Source organism: Massilia sp. ZL223 (genome assembly GCF_018119395.1).
Classification (GTDB): domain Bacteria; phylum Pseudomonadota; class Gammaproteobacteria; order Burkholderiales; family Burkholderiaceae_D; genus Telluria.
Genome location: NZ_JAGPWD010000039.1, coordinates 1 through 13,531 on the forward strand (window position 1 = coordinate 1; position 13,531 = coordinate 13,531).

Sequence of the window (13,531 nt, forward strand, 5' to 3'; positions counted from 1 at the left end):
GCACCGCGACCTGCGCATAGGGCGCTGAACACGCCTGGTTCGCTCGCGCGGCACGCCAGTTCGCTGGTGGTCGATCCAGGCTTTCAGGCGCGTTTCCCGTGCGTGCGGACCAGCATCCAGTGTAAATTGCCGACCAGTAGCAAAACCTTGGTCCGGCAAACCGATGGTGTGGCAGCAGGCGCGACGCTAAGATTGAAAATCCTTGTGTCGGTGGTTCGATTCCGCCCCGGGCCACCAAGAACATGCAGTTCCTCCCTCCCAAGACGCCAACCCATGCAGGTTGCGTTGTCGTTTCCAAAGCTCACAATACGCGTAGCGCTGCTCGTGACGAGCGAGCGCTGCTGGCGGTTGGCTGGCGTTGCCGTTTAAGAAGAATAGGTTCTTCCCGACCCTCGCCTGCTACAACTGCAAGCCCAGAACCAGGCCGAAGCGACGAGGCTCCAGCAGGAAGACATTGGTGTAAGAGCCGGCCGCCTGGGTGGAGGACCAGCGCCCGGTGGCGGCATCGCTGCCGTTCAGGTTCTGCGCATAGGCGCGCACGAACCAGCTTTTCCCGCGCCCGGACAGCTCCAGCTGGGCGTTGACGGTGGCGTAGCCTTTGATGCGGTCGAGCGGCTTGTTGAATGCGGTGGAAAACGTTTTCCCCGTGTAATGCGCATCGATCCTCGGCACCAGACTCATGCCATTGGCCAGACGGAAGCTGTATTCGGCGCCGGCCGACAATTTGAAACGTGGCGACAGCGGCAGTTCATTCCCCGCGATGTTCACTTCGACCCCGTTGCTCACCGTATACTGGGCGCCCCCTGCTGCCCTGAGTGCATCGCACATGCTGAAGGCGCCGGTCGTGCTGGTGCCAGGCAGGGCGACCGGCTCTCTCAGGCCCAGCGCTGCGTTCACCCTGCTCACCAGGGCATTGGCGCCGGCGCCGCTTCCTCCGGCCGCCGGAATGACGGCGCAGTTCGACCCGCTGCCGATGTCCTTGATGACGACGACATCCGAACGTCCGGCGGACGGGTCGCGCGGATCGATCAGCGGCAAGTCCTTCAGCCGGGTCTTGAGGAAGCTGGCCGAGAGGTTCAGCCTGAAGCCGCGTGCCGGAACCAAAACCGATTCCAGCTCCGCCCCATGGATATCCGCGTCCGCATTATCGTTCACGACCGTCCGCGCCAGCAGGCGGCTGATCTGCAAGTCCTTGTAGCGCATGGCGAAGACACTCGCGCCGAGGTTGAGCTTCCCTCCCAACAGCGTGTTCTTGGCGCCCAGTTCGACGGCGTCCAGCACTTCCTTCCTGAACTCCGTCGCCGCCTCGAACTCCACCTGGGCCGCCGGGTTCATGCCGCCCGCCTTGTAGCCGCGCGCATAGGATGCGAAATACAGGCTTCCCGGGCGCGGACGATAATCGGCCACCAGCCGGCCGGTCAGCGCATTGGACCTGGTGCGCTGGTCGGCAAACGGCTGGGCGCCAGGCTGCGTGGCGTCGGCATCGAAGCTCCCGGCATAGGGCGACTGGAACGCATCGCCTGTGCCGAAGGGCACCGGCACCGAGAGCAGCAAGGCGCGCTGGCGCTGCCGCTTTTCGTCACTGGAATAACGCAGGCCGGCGGTCAGTTTCAGGGTCTTGCTGACGTCGTAATAGGCCTCGCCGAACACACCGTGGCTGTCCAGCGTCAGCTCGGCAAGCTCCGCATCGTAGTACGACGGGGCGATGAACACATTCGGGAAGGACAGGTCGCCCGCCGCGCGCCGGCCGAGGCTGGTGAGCGCCCCCAGCACTCCCCCGGCGTAGTCCAGGGCAAACAGGTTCACGAGATAATCATTGTCGCGCACGTAATCGAGGTAGACGGCGCCGAGCAGGAAATTCCATGGCCCATCGAGCTTGCTGTCCAGATGGGCCTCGACCGTGCGCTGGGTGAACTTGTCCCGGAAAACTTCGAACTCGGCGCCGCGTGGCGAGCAGCTATTCACGTGTCCGCCGAAGACGCCGGTATGCTGGCGGTTCGGTTCCGAGGTACACAGTCCTCCCGCAAGGCCATTGGGAAACAGGGCCTGGGCCGCCAGCGTGAATGGATTGACGCCTCCGGGAAACGCGGATCCCGGCGCGCTTGCCAGCGCCGCGAAGTTGCGCAGGCCAGGGTTATCCGTCAGCGGATTCACTGGCGTCATGTTGAAGTCGGCCCGCTGGTCGCTGCGGTCGCGCACATAGCCTCCGGTAACGGTCAGCGCATATTTCTCCCCGATTTTTTGCTCGAGCCGCAAGATCAGATGGGCATTCTCGACCTGGTAGGACGGCGCCATGTCGGCGCGCACCTCGCGCAGGTTTTCGACCGGCGGCTGGCCGCCGTAGAACGGGTCCGGGCCATACACGCTCGACAGACCCAGGCCGGCGATCATCGGATTGCCTCCGCTGGCGATGGCAAGGAACTCGCGCGACGCCAGCACGCCGCCGACATTGCCATGGAAATTAGGCGTGTCGAATCCCAGGCGGTCGGGCCGGCAGCCCATGATGCCGACCTCGTCGCGGGCGCACAGGTGCCTGGTGAAGCGGCTGCGGTTGTCGTCCTCCCGGAAGTACGAGGCGATCAGGTCGAGAGTGGTCGACGCGCCGGACCGGATACGCAGCGTGGCACGCAGTGCCGCCAGGTCGCGCCCATCGATGCGGCTGTTGTCGAACAAATTCTTCGTGTATCCATCGCGCTTCAGGTAAGTCCCGGCCAGCCGCAGGCCAATGGCTTCGTTGATTGGAAGATTGAGCATGCCGGTGACCCGGCGCGTATCGTAGTCACCCGCTTCGGCCTGGATGCTGCCGTGCCGCTTGTCGAAACTCGGGCGGGCTGTGACGAAGTTGACCACCCCTGCGGTCGCATTCCGGCCGTACAGCGTTCCCTGGGGGCCGCGCAGCACTTCGACGCGCTGCAGGTCGAAGAATTCGGTTTCGAAAATGCGTGGCTGGAGCAGGGGCATGTCGTTGACATGGATGGCGGTCGCCGGGTCGCAGGAGATACCGGTGCACAGGTCGCCCACGCCCCGGATCGTGAATGTGGCGCCATCGAACTGTGCCTTTGTGAAATTTACATTCGGAACACTGAATTGCAGGTCGAGGGCATTGTTGATCTGGCGCGCCGCCAGGTCGCTTGCGGTCAGCGCGGTGACCGCCATCGGCACATCCTGGAGAAACTGCGACTGGCGTTGCGCCGTCACCACCACCTGGTGCACGACCTCGGTGTCGCCGGCGAGGGCTTCGTCGCGGCCGGACGTTTGCACCTGCGCCAGCGCATCCTTCGCCGCGATCGCAAGAACGATGCATGAGAGTGCGGAACCGAGCGCAGGCTCGCGGCATTTTCCGGTACGCATATCCATCGCCTCCTTTTGCAGGGAAACAGGATCCATCCGTGGCATCGCGCCATCCGAGTCTGCCATGAATACCGCAGTGCGCAAACCCTCTTCTGGGCGAGGTATTTCACCTTGACGAGCCGATGACGTCGCACATACTGGAAATCCCAGCTTGACTCCACAGGAGACGGCCATGAACGAGCAGCGGAATATCGAACTGATCAAGCAAGCCTACGACGCCTACAAGCGCGGCGACATACAGCAGCTCCTCGCGTGCGTGGACGACCAGGTCGAATGGGAACTGCCGGAGACGCCCGGCGTGCCTTTCACCGGCAAGCGCCGGGGCTGCGAACCGGTCCGTGAAGTTTTCCGTATTCAGCAACAATTGTTAACTGTGCGGGAATTCACCGTGAACGAATTCATCGCCCAGGGGAACAAGGTCGTCGTGCTTGGCCATGGGGCGTGGACGGTGAAGGACACCGGCCAGGATTTCGAGAGCGACTGGGTGGACGTATTCACGATCAAGGACGGCAACATCGCGGCGTATCGCGATTTCATGAACACCAGCGCCGCGCTCAAGGCCTTCCAATGCGAAGCCATTCCCGCTGCGCCGCGCCCGGCGACGGCGACCGCCCCACATTGAACTGGCTTCAGCTATCCAGCCTCAATCTTTCTTTTCCCGGAATTCCCCGTCGATCACCCTGTCGTCGGTGCCGGTGGCACGGCTTTGCCCAGCGAATTGGAAAACAGACGAGACCATGCGATCGAACACAGCTCGCCTCAAGCGCGGGTAGCTGAGAAGAAAAGCCGTCGTGAAACCCATGAACCCTGCCGGCACGTAGTCGCCCTTCAACAGAAAGTGCAGCAGGCAAAGTGCGAGCAAACCGATGATGAGCGGCCGCCGGACAGGTTTGGGTAACAGGCCGACAACGCTCAGCTTGCCTTTGCGTATCCATGGAAATCTTGCGAAAAGCGCGCCCAGCAGCAGCCCCGCGATCACCCGATTCGTGCCGAGATACTCCGCCAGCACCCCGACGACAAGGAAACCGGTGTAGGTCATGGTGCTGGCCAGCGCTGCCAGGGCTAACAGTGCGATTGCGAGCGTTAGCTTTGGCATACGGATCACCGCTCTGACGAATAAGCCGAGGATTTGCGTACTCCTGTAAATGGACATCGGATGGCTAGCGCAGATTCTAACAGCACCGTTCCTCCAGACTTACGCAAAGCTATCCGTAGTTACTTTGCCGCTGGATTCCTGCTTCACCGGGGCCAGTTTCGTCCCGCGCTCGCGCGCAGGGCCAGCGCCTTCCCCTCCACAGGCAGTCACGGTAGAACTTACCGCGATATGCTTCAGATTGATGGCCGCATTGACGTCTCGCTCGTGCGCCGTTCCACAGCCCGGGCAGGTCCAGTGGCGGATCGCCAGGCTTAGCGCTTCCAGCCGGTAGCCGCAGCTGGAGCACAGCTTGCTGCTCGGGTACCAGCGGTCCGCCAGCACAACCTGACCGCCGCGCCATGCGGCCTTGTATTCCAGCTGTCGGCGCAACTCGTAGAACCCCATATCCGAGATCGCCCGCGCCAGGTGTCCGTTGGCCAGCATGCCCTTGACGTTCAAGTCCTCGATACCGATCGTGTGAAAACGGCGCGTAATGCTAGTACTCAGCTGGTGCAGGCTGTCTCGGCGAATGTTGCCGATCCGTGCGTGCAGGCGGGCCAGTTCCAGCTTCGCCTTCGCCCGGTTGCGCGAACCTTTCACCTTGCGCGACAGGCTGCGCGACAGACGGCGCAGGCGCGGCAGCAGGGTACGCAGTGCCTTCGGACCTTCGAACTTCTCGCCGGTCCACAGGGTCGCCAGCGCCGAAACCCCGAGGTCGATCCCTACCGCACCTTGGTTCTCGGCTGGCGGCAGGGACAGCTCATGAGTGTCGACGGTGATGCTGGCGTACCAGTGATCGGCGACGCGTGAGATCGCAGCCGATACGATCCGGCCGGTAAAACGCAAAGTTTCGCACATGCGGATCCAGCCCAGCTTCGGGATGCGGATCCGCTTGTCCTCGACCCGGAACTGGTCGTTGCTTAAGGTGAAGCGGTCATCGCGCCCCTTACGACGGAAGTTCGGATAGCGGGCACGTTTGTTGAAAAAATTGTCGAAGGCGCGGCCCAGCTGCATGATCGCCATCTGGGGCGCGTTCTTGGTGACTTCCAGCATCCAGGGAAATTGTTCGCGCTTAATGGCGTTGAGCTGGCGCCGCAACGCACCTTCGGACGGCTTGGGCAGCGATGGATCGGCCTTGCAGGCTGCGTACTGTTTGCCCCACTCGTCTAACGCCCAGTTGTAGGCGAAGCGCGCCACGCCAGCCGCCCGGGAAAGGTACGTCGCCTGGACATTGTTGGGATCGAGCCGGATGCGGTGCGCTACGAGCATTGCGCCTCCTTCACGGCGCTGCGCACGCCTTCCAGCAGCTTCTGGTTCTTGCGCGACCTGCTGCCGTACAGCCTTGCCGAGAACACGGTAACGATCTCCAGTACGTCGCTGGCCAGGTCTTCCTCGAAGCTCGTCTCCGCACCTTGATTGATGATCACGACCTCGACCTCCCTGGCTTCGCAGACAGCAAACACCAGTTCGGCGCCAAAACGCAGCAGCCGGTCCTTGTGCGTGAGCACGAGACGGCCAATTTCGCCCGCCAGGATCCGCTCCAGCAGTTGTCTCAAACCCTTCTTGCGGTAGTTCATGCCGGAGCCCAGATCCTCGATCACGTCGAAGGTCCAGCCCTGGCTTGCGCAGTACAATTCCAGCACCTGCCTTTGCCGTTCAAGGTCGGCCTTCTGGTCGTGGCTGGAGACACGCGCATAGGCGGCCGTTCTCCGTTCGGCCTGGATGCCATGGTGCAGTCCAGGGCGCAGCGTGGCCAGGTCATAGCGCCGTTGTCCGCCCTCGGTCCTCGCGGGAATAAGCTTCCCGCTCCTTTCCCAGCGCCGTAGCGTACTGGTAGAGACACCAATCGCTTTCGCGGCGGCACCAATTGTGATTAGCTTGGTCATAATACATATGACCGCACAAATCCGAATAAGTTCTGAGCTAACTGTTTGAACCCCGGTCGGGGCTGTCCGGTCTCTGCACCAGGGATGCAAACGAAAACGCCACCTTCGCGGTGGCGGTCCTGTGTCCGGAACAGCTGGCGCCGCGCCCTGGCGGCCCTAATGGAAGACGATGCGCCGTCATTGGTGCCCATGGCGAAGGCTCTCATCCATTCCATGCTTCGCCCTGTCTGCGCTGGTGTGAGAGCGCAAATTTTCCAAACCGCAACTCATCGCGAAGCTGCTGTCAGGCCGGGCTCGATCGCATCGCGTGAACCTAGTCCTTCTCCGCCGGCTGCTCCGCCGTCCCCGCCTGCCGGAAGCAATTCCTCCCCGCCCGCTTGGCGTCGTACATGGCCTGGTCCGCCGCCTTCACCAGCGTCTCCGGCGTCATCGCCGCCTCGAAGTAGGCGATACCGATACTGGTGCTGACCTGTAAGGTCGTCCCGCCCACGCTGAAGGGCGGCACCATCGCGTCGACCATCTTCTGCCCGATCACCGCCGTATCGCCCGGCTGGTGCAGCCCTTCCGCGATCAGCACGAACTCGTCGCCGCCCAGGCGCGCGATGAAGTCGGACTCGCGCAGCACCTGGCGCACGCGCTGGGCGAACATGCGGATCACCTGGTCGCCCACGTCGTGGCCGTAGGTGTCGTTGATGTGCTTGAAGCGGTCGATGTCGAAGTACATCAGCGCCAGGCCGCCGCGGCGCTGGGCGCGCTTGACGGCTTCCTCCAGCTGGTTGTTGAAATAGCCGCGGTTCGGCAGGCCAGTCAGGGTGTCGTAGTTCGCACGCCGGAACAATTCCTGCTCCATGTACTTGCGCGCCGTGATGTCCTCGGTCACGGCCAGCACGCCCACCACCTTGCCCGCCTCGTCCCTGAGCGGGATCTTGCTGGTCTCGATCCAGCACTCGGTGCCGTCCTTGCGCAGATCGGTGGCCTGCATGCGCATGCGCCCCACGCCCGAGCGCATCACCTCGAGGTCCACCTGCCGGTAGTGCTCCGCCATGTCCTTCCAGGCCGCGAAATCGCCGTCCTTCCTGCCGACCAGCTGGTCGATGCCGTCCAGCCCCATCTCGACCAGCAGCGAGCGGTTACCGCCCTGGAAGACACTGTCGAGGTTTTTCCAGAATACGCTCTGCGGGATGTTGTCGATGATTAGCTGGAGCATTTGCTGGGATTCGTGCAGCGCCTGCTCGGCTTGTTTGCGGTCGGTGACGTTCTCGGCGAAGCCCAGTACATGGGTCACTTCGCTGCCGGCGCTCATCGGCACCAGTACGATCGACACATCCGGGCAGCGCCCGTCCGCGCGCATCAGCCTGGTGGTATAGGCGACCGTTTTCCCAGCCAGGACGTCCTTGAAGTGGTTGGCCAGCGCGCCGCGGTCTTCCTCCGCCACGAAGGCTTCGAAGGGCGCGCCGATCAGGGCCTCGCGGCCGACGCCCAGCTCCCTGGCCATCTGCTGGTTGGCATGGATGAAGTGCTGCTCGAGGTCGATCGCATACACGGCGAAGGGATGGTGCTCGAAGAAGCCGGCGAAACGCTCGTTGAACTCGCGCATCGCGCGCTGGCGCGACACGTAGCGCGGCCAGGCCGCCACGCCGTAGCTGGCGACCAGGGTCAGCAGCAGGCCGATCGCCAGCACCGTGGTGCCGGCCCAGGCGGCCTTCGACGCGAGCGAGGCCTTCTTGGCGTAGAAGTGCAGCAGCCAGGTACGGTTGGCCACCGGGATCTCGGCGCGGTGGGCGAGCAGCTGGGCGGCGTCGGCCTTCAGCGCATGGGAGACGCCGTCGCTGTCGAACAGCAGGTGCTCGCGCGCCAGGCTGCCGTCGAAGACCTCGACGTCGAACAGGCTCGCCAGCCGTCCATGATCGAAGCCGAGGAACAGGCGGTCGACATACATGGCGGAGAAGACGAAGCCTTTCAGCCCGCCGCGCGCCTGCCCATCCGCGGCGGAGGGCGTTCGCATGCTGCGCACAGGCGAAAAGATCAGGACCACGGGACGGTGGGCCGCATGGCGCAGCGCGGGGTGCACGGCGGTCGCCACCGGCTCGTCGCGGCGGGCGGCTTCCTGCATCGCGGCCCAGCGTTCGGGAACCGAGGAGAAATCGGCGCCGCGCAGGCGCCCCGCCCGGGTCGGATCGGTGCCGTGCACGGCGTAGTACAGCGGATACCAGGCGTCGGCGCCGGCCCGCTGGTCCGAGATGCGGTAGCCGGGGAAGGTCCGCGCCGCTTCCGCCTCGAAGCGTCCGGCATCCGCAGCCGGCACCTTGGGCAGGTAGCCGAAGGAACTGGCGCCCTCCAGCCGCTCGAACACCCGGCTGGCGCCGATGTAATTGTCGAATTCCTCGGCATCGATGCTGCTCGACGCGCTGAAGAAGGCGCCCAGGGCGCGGTCCGCGCCCTCGTACAGCTCCAGGCGGTTACGCAACAGGAAGGCGTAATTCTCGGCCGTCTCCTGCAGCTGCGCGATCTGCTCCGCCTCGCTGTGGCGCGCGCCGGCGAAATAGCCCCAGGCCGAGGCGGCGAAACCCGCCGCGAAGACGATGGCCGGCAGCTTCACCTGGCGAAGCTGGCGCAAGGATTGTCGAAGAAGGGTGAAATGTGAAGACATGGTGTTCACAGTACTTGCTTGGCCGGCGGGCTGGCGGCGTGCGCCAGGCCGTTGCCGTTGATGAGCCAGTGATAGCGGAAGGCTTCCGCGATGCTGGCGCGCATGGCCTCGTCGTCCCAGGGCTTGGCATGGAAGCGGAACACGGAGCCGCTGTTGGTGGCCGCGATGATGGCGTCGACCGCGGTGTAACCCGACAGCATGATGCGGATGGTGTCCGGGTAGATCGCCTTGACCCGCGCCAGGAATTCGGTGCCGCTCATGCCGGGCATGCGCTCGTCCGACAGCACCACCTGCACCTGGTTCATCGCCAGCAGCGCCAGCCCTTCCGCACCCGACTTGGCGCGCAGGATGCGGTAGCCGTCGCGCCGCAGCAGCCGGTGCAGGGAGGCCGCCACGTTCTCTTCGTCGTCGACGATGAGCAGGGTCGGCTGGCCGCAGGCTTCCTCCGCCACCTGCGGCATCGCCTGCTGCCCGGCCAGCAGGCGCTCGAAGTCCTCGGCCGCCAGCGGGCGGCTGAAGTAATAGCCCTGGATCTGGTCGCAGCGGTGCCGGCGCAGATAGGCGAACTGCTCCTCGGTCTCGACGCCTTCGGCGATCACCTGCAGCTGCAGGCTCTGGCCCAGCGTGATGATCGAGCGCGCGATCACGGCGTCGTCGGCGTCGGTGGTCAGGTTGCGCACGAAGGACTTGTCGATCTTGAGGACGTCGATCGGGAAGCGCTTGAGATAGGAAAGGCTGGAATAGCCGGTGCCGAAATCGTCCAGCGACAGCTTGACGCCCATCGCCTTCAGGCGCTGCATGACGTCCAGCGCGTGGTCGACGTCGGCCATGACCTGGCTCTCGGTCAGTTCGATGTCCAGGCAATCGGCGTCCAGGCCGGTGTCGGCCAGGGTCCGACCCACCAGGCCGACCAGGTCGTCGTGATAGAGCTGGCTGGCCGCCAGGTTGACCGCCACCCGCAGCTGCCCCGGCACCAGCCACTGCCACTGCTTGGCGTGGGCGCAGGCGGTGCGCATGACCCAGGCGCCGATCGGCACGATCAGGCCGGTCTCCTCGGCGATGCGGATGAAGCGGTCGGGGGCCACCATGCCCAGTTCCGGGTGGCGCCAGCGCAGCAGGGCTTCCATGCCCACGATGCGACAGGTGCGCGCATCGACCTGGGGCTGGAAATGCAGCAGCAGCTCGCCGCGCTCCAGGGCATGGCGCAGGTCGCGCTCGAGGCGCAGGCGGTCGCCGGCGTCCGCGTTCATGGCGGCGGTAAAGAATTGCGGGTGATTGCTGCGCGCTTCCTTCGCCCGCCGCATCGCGACACGGGCGTTCTTCATCAGAGTCTCGGCGTCCTCGCCGTCGTCCGGATAGGCGGCCAGGCCCACGCTCGAGCTCAGGAAATAGTCCTGCCCGTTGACCGGCAGCGGCGCCGCGATCGCTTCCTGGATGCGCTCGACCCTGGCCAGCACCGTTTCCTCGTCCATGCCGTCGGCGAACAGCAGCATGAGCTCGTCGCCGCCGACGCGCGCCGCCGTGTCGCCGGCGGCGAGCAGGCCCTGCACGCGCTGCCCGATCCGCTGCAGCACCATGTCGCCGGCCTGGTGGCCGAGGGTTTCGTTGACGAGCTTGAAGCGGTCCAGGTTGACGCAGGCGAGCCAGCCGCGGCTGCCCTGCTGCACCGCCCTGGCGATGGCGGCGCCGGCGCGGGCGGCCAGCAGCGAGCGCTTGGCCAGGCCGGTCACCGCATCGTAGTGAGCCTGGTACTCCAGTTCCGCCTGGTATTGCCTGGCGGCGCTGATGTCGTACATGACGTTCAGGAAGTGGGTCACCTTGCCGCCGGCGTCGCGCACCGGCGAGCAGTAGCATTCCATCCATACCAGGCTGCCGTCGGGCCGGTAGGTGCGGACCGCGGCATGGCCTTCGCGCTGCTGCGCCAGGGCCGCATCCAGCTCGGCGATGGCCTCCTGCTCGCGGTCGTCGCCCAGCAGGAACACGAGCGATTTTCCGATCGCCTCGGCCGCCGGATAGCCGGTCACGCGCTCGAATGCCGGGTTGACGTATTCGACCGGATAGTCGGGCGCCTGGGCGCTGCGGATCACGATCGGATTGGCGCTCGCTTCGAGCGCGCGGCGCTTCAGCCGCAGCCTTTCCTCGCTCTGGCGCGCCTGGTGCTCGGCGCGCTCGCGTCCGATGGCGATGCTGATCGTATGGGCGCAGGAACCGAGGATCTCGAGTTCGACCGGCACCGGCGGGCGCGCCGCCTGGGTGTACACGTCGATGGTGCCGAACACCTCGCCGCTGCTGGACAGGATGGGATAGGACCAGCAGGCCCGCACCGCCGGCGCCAGCGCGGCCGGCCCGCCGTCCTGCCATGCCGGCTCGCCCCGCATGTCGGCGGCGATCACGGGGCGGCGCGCCAGCGCGGCGCGGCCGCAGGGCAAGGCCTGTTCGCCGACCGGCGTACCGTCGAGCGCCTGTCCCAGCCCCTCCGGCAGGCCGGAGGCCACCGCATGATGCAGGCGCTCCCCGTTCTCGCCGAGCAGCATGACGGCGCAGCCGGCCAGCGGGTCGGAGGCGGCGATGATGTGGGCCGCCGCCTCCAGCACGTCCAGCAGCATGGCGCCGGCAGCGATCTGTTCCAGCAGCCTGGTCTGCTCATCCTTGAACACGCGCAGCCTGCGGCGTTCGGTGATGTCGTCGAAATACACGGTCACGCCCTCGCTCGAGGGCGACACCCGCACCGCGAACCACCAGGCGCTGGGCGCATAAAAAAACTCGAAGGCGACCGTGTTGCCCTCGCCGGCCGCGCGCCGGTATTCCTGCTCGATCATGCTGCCGACCAGCTCCGGATACTCGTCCCACAGGCTTTTCCCGAGCAGCGACTCGCGCGTGCGGTTCAGCAGGCGCTCGGCTTCCTTGTTCACGTAGGTGAAGCGCCACTCGGCGTCGAGCGAATAATAGGCGTCGGTGATGGATTCGAGAATCGTGCCCAGGCTGGCGGCCAGGCGGGCGATGCGGTCGTTCGCCAGCTTGCTGTCGTGGTGGTCGGTGGCGCTGCCATACCATTTGACGATAGCGCCGCCGTCGTCGCGGATCGGCATGGCGCGCACCCGGTGCCAGCGGTAGCTGCTGTCGGCGGCCCTGAAGATGCGGTATTCGGTCTCGAACACCTCGCCGCTGTCCACCGCGGCGCGCCAGGCGGCCAGGGTGGGCGCGATGTCGTCCGGGTGCAGGATCCGGGTCCAGCCCTGGCCGGGTCCGAACAGGTCGGCCTGGCCGGAATAGGTGCGCGACAGGTCGTTGGCGTAATCGACGACGCCGTCGGGCTCCGCCGTCCAGACGATCTGGGGCATCGCATCGGCCAGGCTGCCGAAGCGCTGGTCGCTGCGGAACAGGCTCTCGGCCGCCTGCGCTTCGCGCGCCGCCTGCTCCGCCGCCTGGCGCGCCGCGTCGCGCTCGCGCAGGCCCCTGAGCATCACCCAGGCGGTCCACACCAGCACCAGGGTCAGGATGCCGGTGCTCCACGCGGCCGCCTGGCGCACGCGGTAGTACGGCGCCAGCACCGCCTCGAGCGAGCGGCCGATCGCGAGCGTCAGGCCATACTGGGGCAAGCTATGCCACGCATACTGGCGTTCGAGGCCATCGATGGGAGAAGCCATGCGGAACACGCCCGACAAGGGAGCAGCCGGTTTGATGAACGGCGCCTTGTCCATGCTGCGGCTTTCGCCATCGGGCAGCGCCGGCGAGCGCGCCAGCACCTGTCCGCCCGCATGCGCGAGCAAGATCACCGAGTCGTTCCCCAGTACGATCTTGTGCGAAAAGCGCAGGAAGTAATCGGGCGCCACCGACAGCGCGATGACGCCGGCGAAGCGTCCGTTCTTGATTACGGGTCGTGCGAACACGATGCCGCGGCGCCCGGAAACACGCCCGGTCAGGGGCTCGCTGATGGTCAGGCGGTCGCGCGTGGCGTCGCGCAGCGCGGTGAAATAGTCCCGGTCGCTCAGGTCGACCTTCCCCGCCTCGACGCCGCGGTTGGTGAACACCAGCCTGCCGTCGGCGTCGAGGATGCTGATCCAGACGGTGGTCGTCTCGTCGAGTTGCGACTGGCGCAGGCGCAGCTTGCCGGCGAAATTCGCGGGATCCTCCAGCCACCGCTCGCGCAGGTCGACCAGGGTCCGTTCGACCGCCCGCACCGAGGACTGGGTCTCTTCGGCCATGACCCGGGCCAGGTTGCCGGTGTCGGTGCCTGCATCGACGAGCGCCTGCTCGCGCACATGCTGCAGGAAGGCCGCGGCCACCAGCCACAGCGCCGGCAGCAGGCAGGCCAGCAGGATGGCCGGCTGCCTTGCCCGCAGGCCGGCCAGGGCATGCGTTACGCGCGTTCTCGCCTGGCCACCAGTGCCGGACGCACGCGGCCCCGTATGCTCCCTACCATCGTTTTCTGCGGCTTCTGACAAGTCCGGCTCCCAGTGAAAATCATCCAGCGCCAACAGCCGGGCCCGGTCAACGGGTCTTCGCTGC

Annotated in this window: 7 protein-coding genes; 1 reads left to right on the forward strand and 6 read right to left on the reverse strand. The window is 65.6% G+C overall.

Annotation, left to right across the window (positions count from 1 at the left end; all coding sequences use genetic code 11):
• Window positions 1–399: 399 nt before the first annotated feature.
• A complete protein-coding gene (locus tag KBW95_RS20125) occupies window positions 400–3,387 on the reverse strand; it encodes a TonB-dependent receptor (RefSeq protein WP_211529176.1) in 2,988 nt (995 codons plus the stop codon).
• Window positions 3,388–3,523: 136 nt separating this feature from the next.
• Here KBW95_RS20125 and KBW95_RS20130 point away from each other — a divergent pair, with 136 nt between their 5' ends.
• Window positions 3,524–3,973: a nuclear transport factor 2 family protein gene (locus KBW95_RS20130; RefSeq protein WP_211529177.1), complete on the forward strand. Its 450-nt coding sequence runs from the start codon at window positions 3,524–3,526 to the stop codon at window positions 3,971–3,973.
• 21 nt (window positions 3,974–3,994) lie between these two features.
• Here KBW95_RS20130 and KBW95_RS20135 read toward each other — a convergent pair whose 3' ends face one another.
• The 5 genes from KBW95_RS20135 to KBW95_RS20155 form a co-directional block, all read right to left on the reverse strand.
• A complete protein-coding gene (locus tag KBW95_RS20135; RefSeq protein WP_211529178.1) occupies window positions 3,995–4,447 on the reverse strand; it encodes a hypothetical protein in 453 nt (150 codons plus the stop codon).
• Between the two features lie 99 nt (window positions 4,448–4,546).
• Window positions 4,547–5,755, reverse strand: coding sequence for a transposase (locus tag KBW95_RS20140; protein WP_229429904.1), 1,209 nt, complete (start codon window positions 5,753–5,755; stop codon window positions 4,547–4,549).
• Window positions 5,746–6,372, reverse strand: a complete 627-nt coding sequence (locus KBW95_RS20145; RefSeq protein ID WP_211524962.1) for an IS607 family transposase — start codon at window positions 6,370–6,372, stop codon at window positions 5,746–5,748. Before KBW95_RS20145 ends, KBW95_RS20140 begins: the two co-directional genes overlap by 10 nt.
• Before the next feature lie 313 nt (window positions 6,373–6,685).
• Window positions 6,686–8,989, reverse strand: coding sequence for a diguanylate cyclase domain-containing protein (locus KBW95_RS20150; RefSeq protein WP_211524961.1), 2,304 nt, complete (start codon window positions 8,987–8,989; stop codon window positions 6,686–6,688).
• Window positions 8,990–9,027: 38 nt separating this feature from the next.
• Complete coding sequence (locus KBW95_RS20155; protein WP_211529179.1) at window positions 9,028–13,467, reverse strand: EAL domain-containing protein; 4,440 nt, start codon at window positions 13,465–13,467, stop codon at window positions 9,028–9,030.
• Window positions 13,468–13,531: the final 64 nt, after the last annotated feature.